Below are 24,443 nucleotides of genomic sequence, written 5' to 3' on the forward strand. Positions count from 1 at the left end.
ATGACCCACCCCTTTGCCCAGCCCACTTCCCCGCTTCGCAATACATCGATGGCCGTGGCCCACGATGATCGCACAGTGATGCGCCGCGCATCGACGCTTTTGGCAGTGGCGGCCCTGGGGCTTGCCGTGCTTATGGCGCTGCCGCGGATGGCCGCGGCGCAAGACCTCTTTGCCCCTGTTATCAAGGTCAATGACGCGGTGATCACCGGGTATGAATTGGAGCAACGCGCCCGGTTTTTGACGTTGCTGCGCGCGCCCGGCGATCCCAATGAATTGGCCCGTGAGCAATTGATCGAAGACCGGCTGAAAATGTCTGTGGCCAAATCCGCCGGCATCACCGCGACTCCCGATCAGGTGATGGAAGGCATGGAAGAGTTTTCCGCCCGCGCCAATATGAATGCCGAGCAGTTCATTCGCGCGCTCGAAGGCGCCGGCGTGTCGGAACAAACCTTCCGCGCCTTTGCCGAATCCGGTCTCGTTTGGCGCGAATATGTCCGTGCACGCTTCGCCAGCCGCGTCTCGGTCTCCGAAGATGAATTGGACCGCGCCGAACGCGCGACCGCTGGATCGGACGTGCGGGTGTTGCTGTCGGAAATCATCATGCCGGCCCCGCCACAAGAGGCCGCAGCCGTGCAAGCCCGGGCCGCCGAATTGGCGCGTCTGGAGGGAGAGGCCGCCTTTGCCTCTGCGGCGCGTCAGTATTCCGCTTCGGCCACCCGCTCGCGCGGCGGGCGTCTCGATTGGATGCCTTTGACAAAATTGCCGCCTGCGCTGCGTCCGGTGATCCTTGGCTTGGCCCCCGGACAGGTCAGCGCCCCAATCCCATTGAACGGTGCGGTGGCCTTGTTCCAGATGCGCGCCATTGAAGAAACCGGCGTGACGCAACCTGAGTATTCGGCCATTGACTATGCCGCCTATTACATCCCCGGCGGGCGCAGCAGCGACGCATTGGCCGCAGCGGCCAAAATCAAATCCCGCGTCGATACCTGTGATGATCTCTACGGCATTGCCAAGGACCAACCCGAAGACATTCTAGAGCGGGGCAGCAAGCTGCCCGCCGAAATTCCCTCCGACATCGCGCTGGAGTTGGCCAAGCTTGACGACAACGAAGTGTCGACAGCCTTGACCCGCAGCGATGGTCAAACATTGGTGTTTTTGATGCTTTGCGGGCGTTCAACCGCGTTGACCGAAGGGATCGGTCGCGAAGAACTGTCGCTGCAACTCAAGAATCGCCGTCTTATCGCTTACGCCGAGGGTTTTCTTGCCGAGCTGCGCAGCGCCGCCCGCATTCGCGAGCAATGAGCGCAGCCAAGACCACAGCCCCGGTGGCCATGACCTGCGGTGAACCGGCAGGTGTCGGGCCGGAATTGGCTGTGGCCGCCTGGCAAAGCCTCGGCGCGACATTGCCGTTTTTCTGGATCGGTGACCCCCGGCATCTGCCCGCAGGCACGGCCCTAAGTTTGATAGATGATCCATCCGAAACCCCTGCCGCTTCCGCGCATGGTTTACCGGTTCTGGCCCATGAATTTGCCGGTGATGCACGGCGAGGCAGCGCAGATCCGGCCAATGCCCAAGGCGTGATTGACGTGATTGCCCGCGCTGTGGATCTTACCATGTCCGACGCGGCCTCGGCGATTTGCACCGCGCCGATTCACAAAAAGGCGCTCAAAGACGGGGCCGGTTTCGCCTACCCCGGCCATACCGAATACCTTGCTGCGCTGGCCGGCCGCGACCGTGTGGTGATGATGCTGGCCTCACCGCAATTGCGCGTTGTGCCGGTGACGATCCACATCGCGATCAAGGACGTGCCGGTGGCCCTGAACCCGGCGTTGCTCACCGATACGATATTGATCACCCATGCGGCTTTGCGCCGTGATTTCGGCATTGCGCGCCCGCGCCTTGCCGTGGCCGGATTAAACCCCCATGCGGGCGAAGGTGGCGCGATGGGGATGGAAGAAATCGAGATGATCACCCCGACGCTAGACGCGCTGCGCGGCCAAGGTCTCGATATTGCCGGGCCCCTGCCCGCCGATACGATGTTTCATGCCCCTGCCCGCGCCCGCTATGACGTGGCGATCTGCATGTATCACGACCAAGCCTTGATCCCGATCAAAACGCTAGATTTCGATCGCGGCGTCAATATCACCCTCGGATTGCCGTTCATCCGCACCTCGCCCGATCATGGCACCGCCTTTGATATCGCTGGCAAAGGCATTGCCAATCCCTCTTCGCTGATCGAAGCGCTTAAAGTGGCGGCTTCGATGGGGGCCGCCCGCGCGGCGGCCTCTGGATAGGCGCCCGCGCCTCCCTTGTTTCTACTTTCCTCAAATATCCCCGCCGGAGGCCTCCGCCGCCCGCCAAGGAGCACCGCAACATGAGCGCAATCGACACGCTTCCTTCCCTCGCCCAAGTCATTAAAAACCATGGGCTTGATGCCCGTAAATCCCTGGGACAGAATTTTCTTCTGGATCTCAACCTCACATCCAAAATCGCCCGTATGGCCGGGGACTTGACCCAATGCGATGTTCTGGAAATTGGCCCCGGTCCCGGTGGGTTGACCCGCGGCCTGCTTGGCGAAGGCGCGCGGCGCGTGCTGGCCATCGAAAAAGATGCGCGCTGCATCCCCGCCTTAGCCGAGATCTCAGAGGCCTATGACGGACGGCTCACCGTGATCGAGGGCGATGCGCTCGATATAAACCCGCTTGAACATCTGACGCCGCCGATCCGCATCGCTGCGAACCTGCCCTATAATGTCGGCACCGAATTGTTGGTGCGCTGGCTGACGCCGCCCGAATGGCCGCCCTTTTGGCAAAGTCTGACCTTGATGTTCCAACGCGAGGTTGCCAACCGGATCGTCGCAACCACCGGTTCAAAGGCCTATGGGCGGCTCGGCATTCTCGCGCAATGGCGGTGCGATGCGCAAATCGTCATGTCTTTGCCGCCCGAAGCTTTCACCCCGCCGCCCAAAGTGCATTCCGCCGTGGTGCATCTCAACGCCCTGCCGGAACCGCGATATCCGGCCAAGGCAAAGCTGCTGGAACGCTGTGTTGCGATGGGGTTCAACCAGCGGCGTAAAATGCTGCGCGCCTCGCTCAAAGGGCTTGCGCCGGACATCGAGGACCGGTTGATCGCATCGGGGATCAAGCCCACAGATCGCGCCGAAAACGTCGAGTTGGAGCAATTTTGCGCCCTCGCGCGCACCTTGGAATAATCGGCCACCCCACCGCCTGTCTGCCATAATGAGCAATGTGCGCAGCGTCCCCTGCGGATCACGGGGGTTGGCGCGGTCACCGCCGCAGGCAATGCGTGACGGCAAAGACATCGTAGACGAAGATGGGGCTGCGGCGCGATTTCCATTGCTGGGGCGCGGCCCAGAAACATCACCGGCGGCCAAAACCAATCGAATTTTGCAGACAAAAATGCCCGCCGCGACGAACGCAGGCGGGCATTGTTGTCCAAAGGGACACCTGCGTTATTCTGCGGCGTCTTTCGGATCGTTTTCAGCAGGCGCCGGCGCGGTATCGGCTTTTTTGGCGCGGGGTTTGCGCGGCGCACGTTTGGGTTTGCTTTCCGGCGTCTCGACCAGACCGCTATCAGCGGTATCTGCAGCAGGCGCGGCGACCACATCGGGTTGCGGTGCTGCGCCGGGATCGGTGATGAAAGCGGGCAATTCGTCTTGCGGAGCGGCGCGTTCGCGGCGCGGCCGGCGCTCTTTGCGCGACGATGTTTTGTTCCCATCCGCAGCATTCTCGGGGCTGGTCTGCTGTTCGCCCTCGCCTTGCTGCGTGTTTTGTTCTTGCTGGTTGTTGGCCTCGCGCTGTTCTGCGCGCTGACGGTCGCGTTCGGCATTTTGCCGGTCACGCTCGGCCTGACGGTCACGATTTTCGCGCTCTTGCTGCTCGCGCCGTGCATCAATCTCTTTTTGTGCCGCACTCAGCAAACGCATGTAATGTTCGGCGTGTTGCTGGAAGTTTTCCGTCGCAACACGGTCATTGCTCAACTGCGCATCGCGGGCCAATTGGTTGTATTTTTCGATGATCTGGCTCGGCGTGCCGCGCACTTTGCCTTCGGGGCCGCTGCTATCGAAAACGCGGTTGACGATATTGACGCCCGACCGGTTGTTATTATTGTTCCGGTTGGATTTATTCCGCGAGCGGGATTTAGGAGATCTCATTGTAAGCTGTCCAGCCTTATGCGTTTGGACGTCGCTGTGGCCCGGGGTGCGCAGGAGGCGCGGGTCATTCGGATGAGCGACAATTTGTGGCTTGGCGTCGGGAGGGATCGCAGAACCGCGTCCGCCGTCTCGACAGCCATAGAGTTAAACAGAGCGGGCGGACATGACAAGTGTTAAGTGAGGTTTTTGGCGCGATTAGCGCGAAAAAACCGGGATAACTGCGCATATTCGGCGGTATTTCCCCCAACACCCCCCTCTCGCGGATGGCCCTATGGACCGCACGTCAGGGGGCCGTGGCTGAAACCGCACGGTCGCGTCCCTCAAGATCGGGCCAGATAGCGACATCGCGCCACCCCGACGCCGAGAGGATCGCCGCAACTTGCGGGCCTTGTTGCCAGCCCATCTCGACAATAAGCCGTCCGTTCGGATGCAGATAGCTGCCCGCTTGCGCCGCGATGATACGATAAGGGTCAAGCCCGTCGCCGCCCGGGGTCAGGGCCATCGCCGGGTCATGATCGCGCACCTCGCGGTCCAATTCGGCCATCTCTTCGGCGGCGATATAGGGCGGGTTGGAGACGATCAAATCGAACCGGCCCGTCACCGCATCGAACCAATCGCCATGCAGCCATTGCACACGGTCCACGACGCCAATGGCCGCCGCATTGGCGCGGGCCACATCAAGCGCAGGTTCTGAAAGATCGACACCGACACCCTGTGCCTCACCGCGTTCGGCCAAAAGGCTCAGCAAAATACAACCCGATCCGGTGCCCAGATCAAGGATGCGCTCAAACGGTCGCTCAAGCGCCTTAGCCACGAGGGTTTCAGTGTCCGGACGCGGGTCCAGAACATCGGCTGTGACAATGAAATCATGGTTCCAAAACGCGCGTTTTCCAGTGATTTTCGAGACAGGTTCTCCCAAGCTGCGGCGCGAAAGCGCGTCGGCATAGCACTGCATCAAAGCCGCGTCGAATGCTTCGACATCCAGCATCATCAACCGCGACGGTGTGATCCCTGCTGCATGGGCCAAAAGCGCGCGCGCATCCCTTTCCCGGTCATCGCCCAAGGCCGCGCGGCCGATGGCCAAGGCCATTGCCAAAGCCTGCGTCGGAGTTTGCGCAACAATCGGCCCGTGCCCCTTCCCGCTCTGCGGTGCGCTGCTGGTCCTAGCCATTCATCGCGGCCAATTGTTCGGCCTGTGCATGGGCGGTCAACGCATCTATGATTTCGTCCAAATCCCCCCCCATTACCGCGTCGAGTTTATAAAGCGTCAGGTTGATGCGGTGATCCGTCATGCGCCCTTGCGGAAAATTATAGGTGCGGATCCGTTCGGAGCGATCGCCGCTGCCCACCTGACTTTTGCGGTCCGCAGAACGTTCGCCGTCGATGCGTTGTCGCTCCAGATCATAGAGGCGGGTTTTGAGCACCTGCATGGCAATTTCGCGGTTGCGGTGTTGGGATTTCTCGGACGAGGTGACCACAATCCCGGTGGGCAAATGGGTGATCCGCACCGCCGAATCTGTGGTGTTGACGTGTTGGCCGCCCGCACCGGAGGACCGCATCGTATCAATGCGGATGTCATTGGCGTTGACTTCGATATCGACATCTTCGGCTTCGGGAAGCACCGCAACTGTCGCCGCCGAGGTATGAATGCGCCCGCCGCTTTCGGTTTCCGGTACCCGCTGCACGCGGTGCACGCCGCTTTCGAATTTCAACCGCGCAAAAACATTCTCGCCTTTGATATGGCCGATCACTTCCTTGATGCCGCCCAGATCACTTTCCTGCTCTTCGATGATCTCGAATTTCCAGCCGCGCGCTTCGGCATACCGTTGATACATGCGCAGCAAATCACCGGCAAAAAGCGCCGCCTCATCGCCGCCCGTGCCGGGGCGGATTTCGATAATCGCAGGGCGGGCATCGGCGGCGTCTTTGGGCAAAAGCGCCAATTGCAACGCCGCCTCGGCATCGGGCAAGGCGCGCCTGAGCGCCGGCAATTCTTCTTCGGCCAATTCCTTCATATCCGGATCACCAAGCATTTCCTCGGCGCTTTCAATGTCAGCCAGCAATTGGCGATATTGATCGATTTGCTCGATCAGCGGGCGCAGGTCGGAATACTCCTTGGCCAGCTTGGCGATATCGCTGCTGCCTTCGGCCATCTGTGCTTCAAGAAACTGAAACCGCTGGGTGATCTGCTCTAATGTATGTTGTGGAACCATGTGGGTCTGTCTCTTATCGCGGCGATTTGGTCAAGGGGGCTGTGTTGCGCAAGACGCGGTAACGCAAGACGTGGGCACATCAAATGGCCGATGCCGCCTCACCGCAATAATGTCTACGCCTCAGGATCTTGCACAAATCGCACAGGGAATGGCGCGGGACCCTTTGCCCCGGAGGCCATTACTGCCGCGCAAGGACCGACAACCATCCGTCGACGCGGGTTTTGTTGACCCCCATATCGGATTTTCCGAACCGCAGGCGGGAATAGATTTGCAACGTGTCGCCGAGCTGCCGCACCGTGACATAATCGGGAAACCCCCAGAGCTTTGAGCGGATGATATAGGTCACCATACCGTCTTCGACCGATCCGGCAAGAACCTGCGTGCGCGGGCCGGACATGATAATCCGGTCGAGCAACGATATGCCCTGCGGGCCGGTGGTGCCAATGCGGATGCAACCGCCGTCGAAATCCTGACGTTCCGCACCCTCGGGCATCTGGTGCCAACGGGCCGCGTCCGATGGAGCAAGCCGCACATAGACCGCGAACCCAATCGCGATAAGAGCAACAATAACAATGATGTACAGCATGATCTTCACTTTCGATTATTATAGGCCCAAAGGCAAATCAGCTCCATCGCCACATGGGCGCCGGCCACGGCGGTGGCTCCGGAGGGGTCATAAGGCGGCGAGACCTCGACAACATCACCGCCGACCATATTGATCCCAGCCACATCACGCAGAATAATCGCCGCCTGACCGGAACTTAACCCGCCCCAGACCGGCGTTCCGGTGCCCGGCGCGGTCCCCGGGTCAAGGCAATCAATGTCAAACGTCACATAGGTCGGGCGATCCCCGAGAATGGATTTTATTTTCTGCGCCGCTGCTGCCGCGCCCCCCTCATGCACTTCGCGGGCATCAATGATATTCACCCCCAGAGTGTCATCATTATGGGTGCGAATGCCGACCTGAACCGAGGTCTGCGGATCAATCAGCCCCAGCTTCACCGCCTTGTAAAACATGGTGCCGTGATCAATGCGGGACATATCATCATCAACCCAAGTGTCGGAATGCGCATCAAAATGCAGCAATGACAGCGGCCCGTATTTATCGGCGTAGGCTTTGAGGATCGGAAAGGAAATATAATGATCCCCGCCCAAGCAGATGCTCGCGGCGCCCGCCTCCAATATGCCCTTGATATGAGCAGTCAGCGCATCGGGGAAGGCCGCGACATTGGCGTAATCAAAGGCCAGATCACCATAATCAATCACGGCAAATTCGCTCAAAGGGTCAAAGCCCCAACCATAGGGCGGATCATAGGGTTGCAAGCTCGATGCCTCGCGGATGGCACGCGGGCCAAGACGGGTGCCAGGGCGATTGGTGACCGCTTGGTCAAACGGCACCCCCGTGACGGCAATGTCAACGCCGGTGAGGTCTTTGGTATATCTGCGCCGCAGAAAGCTGAGCGCGCCGCCAAAGGCATTTTCATAACTCAATCCGCGTGCCTCATCCCGGGTAAAGGAATGATCTACTTGCGTTTTCGCGTCTTCCAGAGCCATCAAAACCTGCTTTCCATGCCACATTTTGCGCGCGCGCCCTCCCTATGGACATCCGGGGCTGCACGGCTACCCTGCCATCCAAACGCAATAAGGGAACCGCCGCAATGCCTCAAACGCCCCCAACCGATCCGACGTTCCGTCCCGAGCACAATCCACTGATTTTTGATCCCAAAGGCGGCATGCCGCGTTTGCGGGCGATCATGCGGGCGTTGCGTGATCCTGACCATGGGTGCCCTTGGGATATCGAGCAGGATTTCGCATCGATTGCCCGCTATACCATTGAAGAAGCCTATGAAGTCGCTGATGCGATCGAGCGCGGTGATATGAACGAGCTGAAAAAAGAGCTGGGGGATTTGCTGCTGCAATCAGTGTTTCACGCGCAGATCGCCGAGGATCAGGGGCTTTTTAACTTCGAGGATGTGGCCGATGGGATCAGCGATAAAATGCTCGCCCGCCACCCGCATGTTTTTGGCAATGAAAGCCGCGACAAATCCGCCGCGCAGCAGACCCGCGATTGGGAGGCCATCAAAGCCGCCGAGCGCGCACAAAGCGGCGCAGCCGGTGCGCTTGATGACGTGGCGCTTGGCCTTCCGGCCTTGATGCGGGCGGAAAAATTGCAAAAACGGGCGGCGCGGGTCGGGTTCGATTGGCCCGATATTGCCGATGTCACCGATAAAATCGTCGAGGAAGCGCAGGAATTGGCCGAGGCACGCGAGCGCCTCACCCAAGTTGAAATCGAAGAAGAATATGGCGATCTGTTGTTTGTGATGGCCAATCTCGGGCGGCATCTTGGCCTTGATCCCGAGGTGGCATTGCGCGCCGCCAATGACAAGTTCACCCGCCGGTTTCGCGGCGTCGAAGCGAAATTGGCCGAGATTGGCAAAACCCCGGCACAATCCGACCTTACTGAGATGGACGGGTTTTGGGACGCGGTAAAGCGCGAAGAGAAATCTGACAAGACATGAGCCATTTGGCATTGACCCGACAAAAATAGTCGGGTTTAAGGCAGGCAACAGCAATACTCAAAATGAGGTTTCTCATGTTCACACGACTTGCGATTCTAACGGCCGCCACCCTGCCCGCGCTTTCCGGCGCTGTTCAGGCAGATGAGGTCAATCTTTATTCCTATCGCCAACCCGAGTTGCTTGCGCCGCTGACCGATGCCTTTACCAATGAGACCGGCATCAAGGTCAATGTTGCCTATCTCGCAAAAGGCATGGTCGAACGGCTCGTGGCCGAGGGCAAACGCTCCCCTGCCGACCTGGTGTTGACCGTTGACATCGCGCGGCTTGCTGCCGTGGTCGAAGCCGGTTTGACCCAACCCGTAGAAAGCGCCACGCTGACCGCCAATGTGCCGGCACAATATCATGATCCGGACAACCAATGGTGGGGTCTGACCACCCGGGCACGTATTGTCTATGCCTCGCGCGACCGCGTTGCAGAGGGCGAAGTGACCACATACGAGGACCTTGCCGATCCGAAATGGAAAGGCCGGATTTGCACCCGTTCGGGCACCCATGCCTATAACGTCGCGCTGACCTCGGCCTATTTGTTGCACCATGGCGAGGCGGAAACAAAAACATGGCTTGAGGGGGTCAAAGCCAACCTTGCGCGCAAACCGCAAGGCAATGACCGCGCGCAGGTCAAGGCGATCTGGGCCGGGGAATGCGACATTTCCATTGGCAACACCTATTACATGGGACAGATGGTCAACGATCCCGAGCAAAAGGAATGGGCCGACAGCGTCCGCATCGTGTTCCCGACCTTTGAAAACGGCGGCGCGCATGTGAACATTTCCGGCGTGGCCATGACGAAACATGCGCCGCACCGCGACAATGCCTTGAAAATGATGGAGTTTCTCACCTCTCCCCAAGCACAGAAAATCTATGCCGAGGCGAATTATGAGTATCCCGTCGCAGAAGGCACCAAGGCAGATCCGCTGGTCGAAAGCTGGGGCAGCTTCACCGCAGACCAAGCCGATTTGATGGAACTTGCCCGTCTGCGGCCTGCGGCATTGAAATTGATAGAACAGGTTGATTTCGACGGATAACCCCGCTAATTCGCCCTCATGACGCACCGAGGGTAATCTACAGGCCCCTTGGCGCCCATTGAGGCGGTCCGCACCACTCGCGGGCCGCCTTATCTTTTTCTGGACATCTGCGGCGGGGCGCGCCGCCTCTGGTTATCGGCAAATATCCCCCACCGGGGCGCGCGGGTTCTGGACATCGCACCGCGCGGGCGGCACTGTGCGGCAACGGCGCAGAACCTCGCGCGTTTCGAACACCCTGCCCCACGTCGCCCGCCCCGCAAAAGGATGCCAAGCGCCATGATCTCTGCCCGCCCGTTGCGCCACATCATCATCGATACCGACCCCGGTCAGGACGACGCGATGGCGATTCTTCTAGCCTTGGCCAGCCCCGAAGAAATCGAGATTTTGGGAATCACGGCCGTGGCCGGCAATGTGCCTTTGGCGTTGACGCAGGTGAATGCCCGCAAGGTGTGCGAATTGGCCGGAAAGCCGGATGTGAAAGTCTATGCCGGATGTGACCGCCCGCTGGACCGGACGTTGGTGACGGCAGAGCACGTGCATGGCAAATCCGGTCTTGATGGCCCTGACCTGCCCGATCCGGTGATGCCCTTGCAAGAGGCCCACGCCGTCGATTTCATCATCGACACCCTGCGGGCCGCCAATTCCGGCACCGTGACGCTTTGCGCGCTCGGGCCGCTCACCAATCTTGCCTTGGCCTTTCGCAAGGCCCCCGACATAATCCCCCGCGTGCAAGAAATTGTGATCATGGGCGGCGCTTATTTCGAGGTGGGCAACGTCACACCCACCGCCGAGTTCAACATTTACGTCGATCCGCATGCTGCTGATATTGTTTTTAAATCCGGCATTCCATTGGTGGTGATGCCGCTGGATGTGACCCATAAGGCTCTGGTCACCGCCGCGCGCAATGACGCCTTTCGCGCCTTGGGCAATCCGGTCGGGGTCGCAGCGGCGCAAATGACCGATTTTTTCGAACGCTATGACCGTGAAAAATACGGCTCTTCCGGGGCGCCGCTGCACGATCCCTGCGTCACCGCCTATCTGATCGCGCCGGAGCTTTTCACCGGCCGCCATATCAACGTCGAGATCGAAACCATGTCCGAATTGACCTTGGGCATGACGGTGGCCGATTGGTGGGGCGTCACCGGCCGCGCGCCCAATGCGCTGTTTATGGGCGACCTGGATGCCGACGGTTTTTTTGCCCTGCTGACGGATCGGTTGGCCCGCCTATGACCGCCTTGCATCTTGCCACCCCCGATGACGCGCCACGTTTGTTGCCGATGATGGCTGCCTTTCACCGCGAAGTCGGGATCACGCTCGGCGATGAGGCCCGCGCCGACGCGGTTGCGCCGCTGCTGGCGGGTTCTCCTCTTGGCGTGGCCTATTTGATCGGGCCGCAACGCTCGCCGATCGGCTATGTGGTGATTTGTTTCGGCTGGTCGATTGAATTGGGCGGAATGGACGGGTTTATCGACGAAATCTACATTCGCGCCGGTGTGCGCAGCCGTGGCCTTGGCTCCGAAGTTCTGCTCTCCCTACCCAAGGCCCTTGCCGGTGCGGGCCTCAAGGCGCTCCATCTTGAAGTGCGCCGCGATGATGCCCGTGCGCGCTCGCTCTATAAAAAACTGCATTTCACCCCGCGCGACGACTATTCGTTGATGACCCGCTATCTTTGATTGATCTGTGCGCGGCCCTATCTGGTGCTTCATGAAAATCTCTTTCGACAACAGCTATGCCGCCCTGCCTGCACCGTTTTATGCGCGCCAAATGCCCGCCCACGCACCAGCGCCGCGGCTTTTGGCGTGGAACGACGGGTTGGCTGCGGATCTCGGGATTACACGGGACGCGGAGGAGGATCTGGCGGAGGTTTTTTCCGGCAATGCCCTGCCACAGGGGGCCGATCCGATTGCGCAGGCCTATGCCGGTCACCAGTTTGGCGGCTTCTCGCCGCAACTCGGGGACGGGCGCGCGGTGCTCTTGGGAGAGGTGATTGATCGCCAAGGGACACGGCGCGACATTGCGCTCAAAGGCTCTGGCCGCACGCCGTTTTCACGCGGCGGTGACGGGTTTGCGTGGCTTGGTCCGGTTTTGCGCGAATATTTACTCAGCGAAGCCATGCATGCGCTTGGCGTGCCGACCACACGGGCGCTGGCCGCTGTGGCAACGGGCACGCAGGTCATGCGGGCCACCGGTTCAATGACCGGCGCGTTACCCGGCGCGGTGTTGACCCGTGTGGCCAGCAGCCATCTGCGCGTCGGTACGTTTCAATATTTCGCCGCGCGGCAAATGCTGCCGGAGCTGCGCCAGCTTTATGAATATGCCCGCGCCCGCCATGCGCCGGATGCGGGGGATCCGCATGAGTTCCTCAAATCAGTGATCGCACGGCAGGCCGAATTGGTCGCGCATTGGCTGTCGCTTGGATTTATCCACGGGGTGATGAACACCGATAATACGTCAATCAGCGGCGAGACGATTGATTACGGTCCCTGCGCCTTTATGGATGTATATCATCCGGTTACGGTGTTTAGTTCGATCGATACCCAAGGCCGCTATGCCTATGACAACCAATCGGCGGTGATCCCGTGGAACATGGCGCAACTGGCGTCGTCGTTGATCCCTTTGATGCCGGATCAACAGCTGGCCGTCGAAATATTCACCGAAACCGTCAATGCTATGCCCGCCCTGATCGAGACCGCATGGACGGCAAGGTTCCGCGCCAAATTGGGGCTGCGCGGTGCCGAGGCCGAAGACCATGATTTGATCGCGGATTTTCTGGCCCTGATGCAAGCGAACCAATCGGATTTCACCAATACATTCCGCGCCTTGGGCAGCGGCGCGGTGGAAGATCACATCGCGGACCGCGCGGCATTGGACGCCTGGCGCGCCCGCTGGCACGTTCGACTCGCGCTGCAAGGCGGATTGGACGCACAAGGCGCGCCCAGCCCAGAGACCCGCGCGGCGATGTCGGCGGTCAACCCTGCTTTGATCCCACGCAATCATCGCGTCGAGGCGATGATCGCATCCGCAGTTGAAGGGGATATGAGCCCTTTCCACCGGTTGATGAAAGCCTGTTCCGCCCCCTTCAGCGAAGATGCGCATTTTGCCGATCTGATGCGCCCACCCGCGCCCTCCGAAGTGGTCGGAGCCACCTATTGCGGCACATGATCCGCGCCGCATAGGACGTTGCTTTCAAATCATGATGGCATACGCGGCCTGCGGTTGATCAACACGATCCCCAACGCCACCAAACAAAGCGCCCCCATCACATCAAGGCTCAGCGGCTCACCCAGAACCATCCAGCCGAAGATCACCGAAAACACCGGCGACAGGAAGCTGAAACTGGCCACACCGGAGGCCGGATAGATCGTCAGTAAAAAGAACCAGAACAGGAACCCCATGCTGGCGACCAAGACCACCTGATAGCCGAGACCAAGCAAAAACACCGGCGTGAAGTCGCGGATCAACGGACCAAAGAGCGGCGCCAGCGCCATCAGGCAAACGGATGACACCGCCAGTTGCCAGAAAAGTTGCATTTCGGGGCGCAACGCGGACAGTGCCGAGCGCCGCGCCATCATTGCAATGCCCGCCCATCCGAGCGCCGCAGCAAGCGCGGCAAGATCGCCAATCAGGCTCGCCTGCCCCTGACTCACGCCCGCCGAGCGGTCGAATAAAACCCAAATCACTCCCGCCATGGCCAGCCCCAATCCGGCGGCGCGCATCGGAGTAATCCGCTCGTCGGGAAGCCAGAAATGCGCCATGATGCACAGATGCACGGGCATGGAGTAAAAAATGATGCTGGCGCGGCTGACGCTGGTGTGATCGAGCGCCCAAAACAGGCCGGTGAATTCAGCGGTGAACAACAGCCCCGAAATCACCCCCGCCCCTATTGCGATGCGGGGCGTATGGATTGCGATGCCGCGCAGCCGCATCCAGATCAACAAAACGACAAGCGCCCCGATCGAGCGCAACCCGGCCGAAAACACCGGTTGAATACCAGCATTGGTCAGCTTGATCACCACCTGATTAAAAGCGAGTATGATCGCGAAGGCAATCAACCCCGATGCGCCAAGGGCGTCTACTCTATCGCGTCTTTCCATGGCGCCACAGGAGCCCAGAGGCGCGGCGGCGTCAAGAGCATGCACCCCGGTCTATTTGCGCCAATTGCGGAACAGCTGCGGATTGCGGGCAACGAAATCCTCAATCAACCCGCCCAATCCGCCGTAATCACGCCCCTTGAGATACCCATACCCGCTGCTTGCGCCAATGAAGGCACCGATCGCGTCAACGATGAGATCGGTCATCGTATCCACAAGACCGGATTTTTGCATATTGGTGCCGATCGTCTGATCCATGGAAAATTCGAAAACCTCCCACATCGCACCAATCGTCATGGCGAAACAGAAGGCGAAAAATGCAATGGCAATATGTGGGGCGGCGAAACGATTGCCTTGGAACATCATGAAAACAAGAACAAATCCCGTCAGACCGAAGACCATGGCACTGCCGCCATGCAACAGGATATCCCACCACCAGAACCGGTTATAGAAATCAAATGCCTCGCCCAGAAACAGCGTCCCACCAATGAAGGCGGTGCTGATCACGATGAAAATCCGCGGCATTTCGATCTGCACCCAGCGGGCCAAGGCAATCGGCACCAAAGACAGCAATCCCGTAACAATCGCCACAAAGGCCAATTCCCACCGCCCACTGATCAAAGCATAGGCGGCAAAAAACGCCAGAGCGGCCCAAATCAGTTTCACGAGGGGGCTTTGGTCTTTGAACACGGGATACGGGCCTCCTATTGATCGGCACCTAACCAATATAGGGCCGGTCATGCCCGTAAGTAAGCCTTTTGCGGCACAACAATTATGCAAGGCGGCCCGTGGCGGTTCGGGAGCTCTTGCTCTTGTCTCGTGCTCGTGGTTGATTTGCGCCAATGGAACCCCCCTCGCTTCGCATCGCCAGTTACAATCTACAAAAATGTGTCGGGCTTGACCTGCGGCGCAGGCCCGAGCGTATCCTACAGGTGATTGGCCATATCGGTGCCGAAATCACCGTGTTGCAAGAGGCCGACAAACGCCTGCCGCCGCGCCCTGCCGCCCTGCCCCATGCGATGGTTGAGGACGAAGGATGGCGCGTGGTGGATTTTGGTGAACACGGCGCGTCCTTGGGGTGGCATGGCAATGCGATGCTGCTGCGCGACTCGGTGCAGGTGATAGAAACGGCGCATGTCGACCTGCCCGGATTGGAGCCGCGTGGCGCCATTCGGGCCGATGTGCAAACCTCCATCGGGCCTTTGCGGGTTATCGGGGTGCATTTGGGATTGATCCGGCGCTACCGGGTGATGCAAATTGCGGCGGTCGAACGACATTTACGCGAGCTGCCACCAATGCCGACAGTTCTGGCCGGGGATTGCAACGAGTGGGGATCGCTGCGCGCCCTGGACACCATGGCGCAGAGCCTGCGGTTTTTGCCAAGCAAGCCAAGTTTTCCGGCGCTGCGTCCGGTGGCGGCCCTGGATCGCTTTGGCCTGTCAGATGACCTAACCGCCAAAGATCAAGGCGTACACCGGGTGCGACCGGCACATATCGCATCGGACCATTTGCCCGTTTGGGTGGATCTGCAGCGTGGATAACACCGGTTCTTGCATATGCGGCCTCCGCCCACCCGCCGTAAAACGCGGCGCAGGATTTTATAGAAAATACAACGATGCACTATATAACATAGGGGCGACCTCGACCCTTTTGGTCGCATGGCGGAGGTATCCGCGCGGGATATCAGCCGCCGTAGGGAACAGGAAAACATCATGACGGTACTACAAATTGCTTCGGCGTTGATTGTGCTCGCGGGAGCCTTCGGGGCGATCAACTATCTGTTTTTGAAACTGCCCTCCGCAATCGGGGTTTTGGTCGTCGCCTTGCTGGCCTCGATAGTGTTGCTCGGTTTGGATATGTTATTTCCGGCGCTCAACATGGCCGATGAAATGCGCCGCACGGTGATGAGCGTGGATTTCTCAGATGCGCTTTTGGAGGGCATGTTGGGGCTTATGCTCTTTGCCGGGGCAATGCATGTCAAGCTGTCGGATCTACGCGCGCAATGGCGTGTCGTGGTATTGATGGCAACGCTGGGGGTCGGGTTGTCAACGGCGGTCGTGGGGTTCGGGTTTTCATGGTTGACGGGGATGCCCTTGGCGATTGCCTTGGTGTTCGGCGCGCTGATCTCGCCCACCGATCCGGTGGCGGTGTTGGGGGTTCTGCGCGAAGCGAACCTGCGCAAATCATTGGAAACAAAGATCGCGGGTGAGAGCCTTTTTAACGATGGCGTTGGCTATGTGGTGTTCTTGGTCTTGGTGGGCATCGCCTTTCCGTCGATCTCTGGCCATGGGGCCGATCCGGGCGCCGGGCACGGCAACGCAGAGGCCGCTATACTGACCGACGCGGCACTACTCTTCGTGAAAGAGGCGTTTGGCGGCGCGATTTTGGGCATTGCTTTGGGTTGGATGACCTTCCGCGTGATGCGACAGATCGACGATTACGCGCTTGAGGTGTTGATCACTCTCGGCCTTGCGTTTGGCGGATATGAACTGGCCGTGGCCTTGCATATTTCCGCCCCGATCATGGCGGTTTGCGCCGGGTTGCTGATCGGGGATGTGGGCAGCAAATACGGCATGAGCGACGAAACCCGGCGCTATGTTGATGGGTTCTGGAAGATGATCGACGAGATTTTGAACGCGGTTCTTTTCTTGATGATCGGGTTCGAGGTCTTCGCCGTTGCCTTCGAGTTTGATTTGATCGTTGCAGGCGCGGCCTCGATTGCATTGGCGTTGATTGGTCGGTTGACGGCAGTGGCGGTGCCAGTTTTGCTCCTGCAACCTTTCCGCGCGTTTTCTGGCGGGGTGATCCCGATCATGACATGGGGGGGATTGAAAGGCGGGATTTCCGTGGCCCTGGCGCTGTCTCTGCCCGAGGGTGAATGGAAACCTTTGATCCTGACCGCGACCTATATGGTTGTTATTTTTTCCATTATTATTCAGGGCTTAACAGTCACTAAACTGGCCAACCGCTATGGGCGCGAGCCGGATCTGATGTGATCATGGCTGGCTTTACACGGCGATTGGCGGCCTTTGGGGCGGCGGCGTTTGCGAGCATGACATTTGCGGCGCCAATGACGGCGCAGCAGGATCCTGCTGTGGCCAGTGTTGCGGCCAGTACTGTGGCTAGCGTTGCAGAAAATGCTACGGCGGACTGCGTGATTTTACTGCACGGTTTGGCGCGCTCCTCAAGCTCGATGAATGTGATGGAGCGGCGGCTTCGCCGCGCGGGTTTTACGGTGGTGAACGTCAACTACCCGTCAACAGACGCGCCGATCGCGTCCTTGGCCAAGGCCTATTTGCCACCTGCGATCGCGGGTTGCCGGGATGCGCCTCACATCCATTTTGTCACCCATTCGATGGGCGGGATCTTGCTGCGCCGATGGGCGGCAGAGCACGCGATACCAAAGGCCGGGCGCGCGGTGCTTTTGGGAGCACCAAACGGCGGATCAGAGATCGTCGACACATTCGGAGCGTGGGATCTCTTTGCAGTGATCAACGGTCCTGCGGGATTGGAGCTTGCGACGGGACCAAACGGAACGCCCGCGAAATTACCCGATGCCCTGCCGATGGATGCCTTGTTGATTGCCGGATCGATCTCGCTCAATCCGGTTTATTCGGCGCTGATCGAGGGCGACAATGATGGGAAGGTCTCGGTCACCTCGGCCTTTGCGATGAAGGCCAAGGAAAAGATCATCCTGCCGGTGTCCCATACGTGGATGATGATGAACGGCGAGGTGATCGATGCGACCCTGTCGTTTTTGAAAACTGGCGCATCGAACGTCAAACCACGTTAGAAATGCCGCGCACCCCATGAGCCGCAAAAGAAAAAGCGCAACCCGAAGGCTGCGCTTTTGTCTGCTGTGTCGCGGCAAGGTTAGGCTGCGGCACCGCCGCCATTGCCGCGATTTCCGCCGCCGCTGCGCCGACGGCGTTGGCCGCCCGGCTTGCCTGCGCCTTGGGGTTTCGCACCGCCAGCACCGCCGCCGCGCGGACCGCCGCGCCCACGGCCGCCGCCGCCGCCATTGCGGCCACGTCCACCACCACCTTTGGCTTTCGGCGGAATATCCATTGCCTCCCACGGACGACCCGAGGCCACCGGGATCGAGGTTTTCATCACCTTCTGGATCGCCTTCAATTCATCCATCTCATCGGGGGCGCAAAACGCGATGGCCGCGCCATCCGCACCGGCGCGCGCGGTGCGGCCAATCCGGTGAACATAGTTATCCGGCACATTGGGCAGGTCATAATTGTAAACGTGCCGCACATCGGGAATATCAAGCCCGCGCGCCGCCACATCCGTGGCCACAAGAACCTTGATCTTGCCTTCACGGAACGCCTGCAAAGCGCGCTCACGCTGGCCTTGGCTTTTGTTGCCGTGAATTGCGCCGGCGGCAAATCCGGCCTTTTCCAAGGTTTTCATCAGCTTTTCACAGCCATGTTTGGTGCGACCAAACACCAAAGCCAATTCACCACGGTGCTTGTCGATCAACTCGATCAAAAGGTTGGTTTTCTCGGATTTGGCGATGAAGTGCACCTCTTGGGTAACCTTATCGGCGGCCTTGCCGGGGGGGGACACCTGCACGCGCACCGGATCTTTGAGGTAACTTGAGGCCAGTTCGTTCATCTGTTTTGGCATCGTGGCCGAAAACAGCATGGTTTGACGTTCGGACGGCAGCAACGCGGCAATCTTGCGCAGCGAATGGATAAAGCCGAGGTCAAGCATCTGATCGGCCTCGTCGAGCACCAAAAAGCGCGCTTTGTCGAGGCGCAGGGCACGACGATCCAAAAGGTCGATCAAACGGCCCGGCGTGGCGATGAGCAAATCAACACCGCGTTCGAGGCGCTTGATTTGCGTGTTGATCGATTGCCCGCCGACGACCACGGCGACGCGAATGTGGCTTTTGCCGACAAGCCCCGCGAGGTTGTCGCGGATTTGGTTGGCCAATTCGCGGGTCGGTGCGAGGATCAAGCCGCGCACCGATTTGGGTTCGGGCCGGCCCCCTTCACGCAAAAGCATGGTAATCAGCGGCAAACCAAAGGCGGCGGTTTTACCGGTGCCGGTTTGGGCCAATCCCATCACGTCGCGCCCGTCGAGCGCATGCGGAATGGCGCGGGTTTGAATCGGCGTGGGTTCGGTAATGCCCAATTCGGTCAGGCGCTGCACTAATTTGACGGGCAAGCCCATCATTTCAAAGGGGTTGCCGCCGGTCTGCGGTTTGTCTTCATCATTGATATGGATGCTGTCACTGTTTTGATCGTGCATATCCGCATCATGTGTGTGTGTGTTGTCAGTCATATTTATCCTTGGCGCGCGGGTTTGCGCGCGAAAATCCAAAAGCGCCCCCAAGCGCGGAATGCGCCGGAGATCAGAGGGGTTGCGCATAGACTGACGATGGGCCGGATTGCCCCGCCGCCGCCGATACGCTTCGGACCCACGCGTGATTTTGGGATCAACACCGAATGCTCTACTGAACCGTGCCGCACGAGGTGCCCGTTTGGGCTGGCGGCGTCCGCTTTGGCGGTGGCATCTGCTCACGCGGCAGAAAGCATCGGATAGAGGGCATATGGCGCAGCGCGGGAGCAAAGTCAACTGCTGCGCTGCGGCACAGATGGCGGCGCGGTACAAGCCTCTGCCGATGCCCTGCGCACTTCGACGCGCACGCGGCGCGGTGCGGACTGCCCCTTAAGCGCGTCTGTAGCCCACATAAGACGCCGCCATATTCAGGCGCATGCGCCAATCACGCGGCGCGCGCTTTCCTATAAAACCCTCTGGTCTTGAGCGGACTGGCGCGTTATCTCTGCCGCATGTGACCTAAGAGACCGCCCATGCCCGACACCACGATCATCGACCGCTGCGAAACCGCCGGATTGCGCATGACCGGACAACGCCGAACCATTGCCACCGTTTTGGAAGCCGCGCATGATCATCCCGATGTCGAGGAGCTTTATGCCCGCGCCAGCGGCATTGACCCAAATATTTCTATTGCAACGGTGTATCGGACGGTAAAGCTGTTTGAAGAAACCGGCATTTTGGAAAAGGTCGATTTTGGCGACGGACGCGCGCGGTATGAAGATGCTGACCGCGATCACCACGACCATTTGATCGATTTGGAAACCGGCCGCGTAATCGAATTTGTCGATCCGGAGATTGAAGCCCTGCAAGAGAAAATCGCACGGCGGTTGGGCTATTCCCTCAAAGGGCACCGTTTGGAATTATACGGCACCAAATTGAAATAGCCCGCAGGATTTTGCCCGCCGCGGTGCAAGCGTCATTTTACCCGATGCGGCAAAAGTGGCGCAAAGACCAAGCCACCGTAGCTTTACGGGACTATCCTTTCACGCGCCGCGCTCCTACGGTCGGGGTCCCGACCCTACCCGAAAAGTACCTTTCATGGAAAACTCACGCGGCGCGATCATCATGGTGATGGCCATGCTCCTCTTTGCTCTGGAGGACCTGTTCATCAAAACCCTATCGGCGGATTTATCCATCGGTGTGATCCTTGTTGTGCTGGGTTTGGGCGGCGGCAGCGTGTTTGCCTTGGCGACCATATACCGGCGCGAACGGCTGTTGAGCCGGGTGTTTTTCAGCCGCGCGGTGATGCTGCGCAATATTGGCGAAATGATCGGCACCATGGGGTTTGTCACGGCGATTGCCCTGACGCCGCTGGCCTCGGCCTCGGCAATTTTGCAAGCCAATCCTTTGGTCGTCACCCTAGGCGCGGCATTGTTTTTGGGCGCCGAGGTTGGATGGCGACGCTGGCTGGCGATTTTGATCGGCTTTGGCGGCGTTTTGCTGATCGTGCAACCGGGGTTGGACGGGTTTGAACCGGCTTCGCTTTTTGCGGTGCAAGGCGTCATCGGGCTTGCGATCCGCGATCTGGCCACCCGCGCGGTGCCCAGTTCGGTCAGTTCGATGCAATTGTCGACCTATGGCTTTGTGTCGGTGGTGCCGGTGGGCGCCGCGATGATCGCTTTTGCTGATGGCCCGTCGGCCTTGCCGCAAGCCGCACATCTGGGCGCGCTCTGCGGCGCGATTGTCATGGGGGTATGCGGCTATTACGCCATCGTGGCCGCCATGCGGATCGGCGATATCGCCGTGGTCACACCCTTTCGGTATTCGCGGCTGATCTTTGCGATAATCATCGGATTTTTTGTCTTCGGCGAAGTGCCCGATATGTGGACGGTGATCGGCGGCGTGATCATTGTCGCCTCTGGCCTGTTTACCTTGATCCGCGAGGCGCGGCTGCGCAAACAGGCCCGCAAAGCCGCACAAAGAGCCCGATCACAGGGCTAATCCCGGCTTTTCCTCCCCATTGGCGCCGTTGGTAGCGCAAACCCCCTTCCCTGCCCCTTTTCCTTGTTACAAAGGGAGGTTAGAAGCGCGGCAACATAGTTTGCGATCATCCAAAGGGACCCGCCTCATGAGCATCATCATCGACATTCTCGCCCGCGAAATCCTCGACAGTCGGGGCAACCCCACCGTCGAAGTCGACGTGATTTTGGAAGACGGCACATTGGGCCGCGCGGCCGTGCCGTCGGGGGCCTCAACCGGTGCCTATGAGGCCGTCGAAAAGCGCGATGGTGACAAAGATCGCTACCTCGGCAAAGGCGTGTTGGAAGCCGTCGCCGCCGTCAATGGCGAGATCGCCGAAGCCCTCGTCGGGTTTGACGTGACCGAACAGGTTGCCATTGATCTGGCGATGCTCGAATTGGACGGCACCCCGAACAAGGCCCGCCTTGGCGCCAACGCGATCCTTGGCGTGTCGCTGGCCGTGGCCAAAGCCGCTGCCGATTACACGGCACAACCTTTGTTCCGCTATATCGGCGGCACTTCGGCGCGGGTTTTGCCGGTGCCAATGATGAATATCATCAACGGCGGCGAACATGCCGACAACCCCATCGACATCCAGGAATTCATGATCATGCCGGTTTCGGCCGCCAATGTGAAAGAGGCGATCCGCATGGGCGCCGAGGTGTTTCACACGCTGAAAAAGGAGCTCTCGGCAGCCGGCCACAACACCGGTATCGGCGATGAAGGCGGCTTTGCCCCGAATCTCGCCTCGACCCGTGATGCATTGGATTTCGTCATGAAAGCCATTGAAAAGGCGGGCTATACGCCGGGCAAAGACATCTACCTCGCGCTGGATTGCGCCGCGTCCGAATATTTCAAAGACGGCAAATATGAATTGAAGGGCGAAGGCAAATCGCTCAGCTCTGCCGAAAACGTCGATTACCTTGCCGCGCTCGTGAATGATTATCCGATCATCTCGATCGAAGACGGCTGCGACGAAGACGATTGGGACGGGTGGAAACTGCTCACCGAGAAAATCGGCGACAAAATTCAATTGGTCGGCGATGATTTGTTCGTGACCAACCCCGAACGTCTTGCTGACGGGATCGCCAAGGGCTGCGCCAACTCGATGTTGGTGAAGGTGAACCAGATCGGCACATTGACCGAAACGCTCAAGGCCGTCGATATGGCGCATCGCGCGCGCTATACCAACGTCATGTCGCACCGTTCGGGCGAAACCGAAGACGCCACGATTGCCGATTTGGCCGTCGCCACCAATTGCGGACAAATCAAAACCGGATCGCTGTCGCGCTCGGACCGTTTGGCCAAATATAACCAATTGATCCGTATCGAAGAATTGCTGGGCGAGACCGCCGAATACGCCGGCGCAACGATCCTCAAAGGATAAGCCGGAGTAAGGGGCATGCCGGGCCTATGCCCCGGCGCGCCGCGCCAACCATAACCCTCAAACGCGCCGTATCCCGTGGGGTGCCGGCGCGTTTTCCATATTTTGTCCTAGCATGGGGTGAATGCCACATTTTGCCGCAAGGCACACATCTATGGTGCAGACGTGGCGGATATCGCCGCGTGCCGTGGAAACTGCAAGACGCGATTTTTTATACCTGCTAATGTTGAGATATGATCAAGTTCCGCCGAATGAAGACCCCAAACAATGCGCCGGGTAAAAATGGCCCTGCTCTGCGCTATCGCGGTTTGTTGCCTTCGCATAGCTATGAAGTCGTGCACCGCTTCGCGTTGATTTTGCTCGCGGGGATCACGATTGGATGGGCAACCGCGTCTTACCTGCCGCTGTTGTGGTCCGCGCTTTATATCATCGTCAATGGCGCCTATCAGGCCAGTTTGGTGCGCAATCGCGCGACGAAGGGTGTCTTGCCCCTGTGGCGCCGGATTGTTGGTTTGCTGTCCGGCACCTCAATCTATATCGCAATGATCATCTACCTATGGCTTCATGAAAATTTTGTTCTGCAATTCGCGGCGACTTCGGGGTTGATCGGATATGGCCTGCACAGTCTCGCACGTCCGCAAAAAATCCTGTGGGTCACGATCGTCGACAGCCTCGCCATTGCTTCGATCTATATCTTCATGGTGCTGACCCTTATCATCACGTATCAGGACGGGCCCACATTGGCGGTCTTGGTGGCCTGCCTGTTTTCTGTCGTCACCTATTTCATCACATCGCAATGGCGCGCGTATAAGCGGTCACAAGCCATCGAAGTCGCAGAGCAAAGGTTGATGCGCAACCGCGAGATGGAGGCAGTGGGGCGGCTGACTGGCGCATTTGCGCATGATTTCAATAATATACTCACCGCAATGCGCGGCAATCTCGATCTATATGACGAGGTGACCGATCCGGTAGAAAAACACCGCATCATGCAAGAAGCACAGGCTGCCACCGCGCGGGCCGCCAATCTGACGCAGCAGCTTTTGACCTATAGCGGAAAGGCCATCTTGCGCCCGCAGCACATCGCCACCGGCGCCTTTGTGACCGATTTTGTCGCAATGATGGGGCGGAATTTGCCCGAAGAGATCGCTCTGCGTCTTGAGGTTTCCGACAATCCGCCGCCGCTGAAGGTGGACGTGCAGACCTTGGAAATGGTTTTGACCAATCTGGTGCGGAACGCCGCCGATGCGATTGTCGAACAATGTGACATCGACGGGCGCCCTATCGCGGGCGAAATCACCTTGTCTTGTGCACCAATGGCAATGCCAGCCAGCCGCGCCGCGCCCGCGGCTTCGGAAATTCGCGCCGGCAATTACCTGCGTCTGGCCTTGCTCGACACCGGGCCGGGTATTCCCGCCGATGTTTTGCCGCATATTTGTGAACCCTTCTACACCACCAAACCTCTGGGTCGGGGATCGGGGTTGGGTTTGGCCATGGCACAGGGGTTTGCCGAACAATCCGGCGGTGCGCTCAGGGTCAGCAACCCCTCGGAAGGCGGGGCATTGGTCGAGTTGTTCTTGCCGTTAACACGGGCGGAATGAAGTGCCGCCTTTGGGAAGGTCGCGCGCAGCACAATTTTCCCAAGGGTTTGTTTAACCTCAAGATTGAG

At 59.2% G+C, this 24,443-nt stretch carries 23 protein-coding genes; 15 read left to right on the plus strand and 8 right to left on the minus strand.

Features of this window, described 5'->3' with window-relative positions:
* The 3 genes from DI396_RS00215 to rsmA all read left to right on the plus strand — a co-directional run bounded on the left by DI396_RS00215 (position 1) and on the right by rsmA (position 3,211).
* Complete coding sequence (locus DI396_RS00215; RefSeq protein WP_235851685.1) at positions 1-1,302, plus strand: peptidylprolyl isomerase; 1,302 nt, start codon at positions 1-3, stop codon at positions 1,300-1,302.
* Positions 1,299-2,294 (plus strand): 4-hydroxythreonine-4-phosphate dehydrogenase PdxA, encoded by a 996-nt coding sequence (pdxA, locus tag DI396_RS00220; protein WP_110794177.1) that lies wholly within the window; start codon positions 1,299-1,301, stop codon positions 2,292-2,294. Before DI396_RS00215 ends, pdxA begins: the two co-directional genes overlap by 4 nt.
* 80 nt (positions 2,295-2,374) lie before the next feature.
* Complete coding sequence (gene rsmA, locus DI396_RS00225) at positions 2,375-3,211, plus strand: 16S rRNA (adenine(1518)-N(6)/adenine(1519)-N(6))-dimethyltransferase RsmA (RefSeq protein WP_110794178.1); 837 nt, start codon at positions 2,375-2,377, stop codon at positions 3,209-3,211.
* Positions 3,212-3,472: 261 nt separating this feature from the next.
* Here the strand turns inward: rsmA and DI396_RS00230 are convergent, their stop codons facing one another.
* From DI396_RS00230 to speB, 5 genes are all read right to left on the minus strand, one after another.
* Complete coding sequence (locus DI396_RS00230; protein WP_110794179.1) at positions 3,473-4,174, minus strand: DUF4167 domain-containing protein; 702 nt, start codon at positions 4,172-4,174, stop codon at positions 3,473-3,475.
* Between the two features lie 283 nt (positions 4,175-4,457).
* Positions 4,458-5,345, minus strand: coding sequence for a peptide chain release factor N(5)-glutamine methyltransferase (prmC, locus tag DI396_RS00235; protein ID WP_204362763.1), 888 nt, complete (start codon positions 5,343-5,345; stop codon positions 4,458-4,460).
* Entirely contained in the window at positions 5,338-6,387 is a 1,050-nt protein-coding gene (prfA, locus tag DI396_RS00240; RefSeq protein WP_110794181.1) for a peptide chain release factor 1, read from the minus strand. Before prfA ends, prmC begins: the two co-directional genes overlap by 8 nt.
* Positions 6,388-6,565: 178 nt before the next feature.
* On the minus strand, positions 6,566-6,973 hold the full coding sequence (locus DI396_RS00245; protein WP_110794774.1) for a DUF1499 domain-containing protein: 408 nt from the start codon (positions 6,971-6,973) through the stop codon (positions 6,566-6,568).
* A gap of 5 nt (positions 6,974-6,978) precedes the next feature.
* Complete coding sequence (gene speB / locus DI396_RS00250) at positions 6,979-7,941, minus strand: agmatinase (protein ID WP_110794773.1); 963 nt, start codon at positions 7,939-7,941, stop codon at positions 6,979-6,981.
* Positions 7,942-8,045: 104 nt separating this feature from the next.
* Here speB and mazG point away from each other — a divergent pair, with 104 nt between their 5' ends.
* The 5 genes from mazG to DI396_RS00275 all read left to right on the plus strand — a co-directional run bounded on the left by mazG (position 8,046) and on the right by DI396_RS00275 (position 13,153).
* Positions 8,046-8,906, plus strand: coding sequence for a nucleoside triphosphate pyrophosphohydrolase (gene mazG, locus DI396_RS00255; RefSeq protein ID WP_110794775.1), 861 nt, complete (start codon positions 8,046-8,048; stop codon positions 8,904-8,906).
* 74 nt (positions 8,907-8,980) lie between these two features.
* A complete protein-coding gene (locus tag DI396_RS00260) occupies positions 8,981-9,991 on the plus strand; it encodes a Fe(3+) ABC transporter substrate-binding protein (protein WP_407936285.1) in 1,011 nt (336 codons plus the stop codon).
* A 276-nt stretch (positions 9,992-10,267) separates the two neighbouring features.
* Complete coding sequence (locus DI396_RS00265) at positions 10,268-11,221, plus strand: nucleoside hydrolase (RefSeq protein WP_110794776.1); 954 nt, start codon at positions 10,268-10,270, stop codon at positions 11,219-11,221.
* Complete coding sequence (locus tag DI396_RS00270) at positions 11,218-11,664, plus strand: GNAT family N-acetyltransferase (RefSeq protein WP_110794183.1); 447 nt, start codon at positions 11,218-11,220, stop codon at positions 11,662-11,664. Before DI396_RS00265 ends, DI396_RS00270 begins: the two co-directional genes overlap by 4 nt.
* Before the next feature lie 31 nt (positions 11,665-11,695).
* Entirely contained in the window at positions 11,696-13,153 is a 1,458-nt protein-coding gene (locus tag DI396_RS00275; protein WP_110794184.1) for a protein adenylyltransferase SelO, read from the plus strand.
* A gap of 29 nt (positions 13,154-13,182) precedes the next feature.
* Here DI396_RS00275 and DI396_RS00280 read toward each other — a convergent pair whose 3' ends face one another.
* Positions 13,183-14,085, minus strand: coding sequence for a DMT family transporter (locus DI396_RS00280; protein ID WP_110794185.1), 903 nt, complete (start codon positions 14,083-14,085; stop codon positions 13,183-13,185).
* Between the two features lie 51 nt (positions 14,086-14,136).
* A complete protein-coding gene (locus tag DI396_RS00285) occupies positions 14,137-14,772 on the minus strand; it encodes a DUF2238 domain-containing protein (protein WP_110794186.1) in 636 nt (211 codons plus the stop codon).
* A gap of 152 nt (positions 14,773-14,924) precedes the next feature.
* Here DI396_RS00285 and DI396_RS00290 point away from each other — a divergent pair, with 152 nt between their 5' ends.
* From DI396_RS00290 to DI396_RS00300, 3 genes are all read left to right on the plus strand, one after another.
* Positions 14,925-15,623 carry an endonuclease/exonuclease/phosphatase family protein gene (locus tag DI396_RS00290; protein ID WP_110794187.1) on the plus strand — a complete coding sequence of 233 codons (699 nt, stop codon included), beginning with the start codon at positions 14,925-14,927 and terminating at the stop codon, positions 15,621-15,623.
* 171 nt (positions 15,624-15,794) lie between these two features.
* Positions 15,795-17,078 carry a cation:proton antiporter gene (locus DI396_RS00295; protein ID WP_110794777.1) on the plus strand — a complete coding sequence of 428 codons (1,284 nt, stop codon included), beginning with the start codon at positions 15,795-15,797 and terminating at the stop codon, positions 17,076-17,078.
* 2 nt (positions 17,079-17,080) lie between these two features.
* Positions 17,081-17,875 carry an alpha/beta fold hydrolase gene (locus DI396_RS00300; protein ID WP_235851686.1) on the plus strand — a complete coding sequence of 265 codons (795 nt, stop codon included), beginning with the start codon at positions 17,081-17,083 and terminating at the stop codon, positions 17,873-17,875.
* An 80-nt stretch (positions 17,876-17,955) separates the two neighbouring features.
* On the opposite strand, the gene DI396_RS00305 is transcribed toward DI396_RS00300, so the two are convergent.
* Positions 17,956-19,266 carry a DEAD/DEAH box helicase gene (locus DI396_RS00305; RefSeq protein WP_110794779.1) on the minus strand — a complete coding sequence of 437 codons (1,311 nt, stop codon included), beginning with the start codon at positions 19,264-19,266 and terminating at the stop codon, positions 17,956-17,958.
* A 641-nt stretch (positions 19,267-19,907) separates the two neighbouring features.
* On the opposite strand from DI396_RS00305, the gene DI396_RS00310 reads away from it, so the two are divergent.
* The 4 genes from DI396_RS00310 (at position 19,908) to DI396_RS00325 (ending at position 24,375) form a co-directional block, all read left to right on the plus strand.
* Complete coding sequence (locus DI396_RS00310; protein WP_110794188.1) at positions 19,908-20,318, plus strand: Fur family transcriptional regulator; 411 nt, start codon at positions 19,908-19,910, stop codon at positions 20,316-20,318.
* 154 nt (positions 20,319-20,472) lie between these two features.
* Entirely contained in the window at positions 20,473-21,375 is a 903-nt protein-coding gene (locus tag DI396_RS00315) for a DMT family transporter (protein WP_110794189.1), read from the plus strand.
* Between the two features lie 127 nt (positions 21,376-21,502).
* Positions 21,503-22,780, plus strand: a complete 1,278-nt coding sequence (gene eno / locus DI396_RS00320) for a phosphopyruvate hydratase (RefSeq protein ID WP_110794190.1) — start codon at positions 21,503-21,505, stop codon at positions 22,778-22,780.
* A 248-nt stretch (positions 22,781-23,028) separates the two neighbouring features.
* On the plus strand, positions 23,029-24,375 hold the full coding sequence (locus DI396_RS00325) for a sensor histidine kinase (RefSeq protein ID WP_162617113.1): 1,347 nt from the start codon (positions 23,029-23,031) through the stop codon (positions 24,373-24,375).
* Positions 24,376-24,443: the final 68 nt, after the last annotated feature.

It is taken from the genome of Litorivita pollutaquae (assembly GCF_003205515.1).
GTDB classification, from domain to species: Bacteria; Pseudomonadota; Alphaproteobacteria; order Rhodobacterales; family Rhodobacteraceae; genus Litorivita; species Litorivita pollutaquae.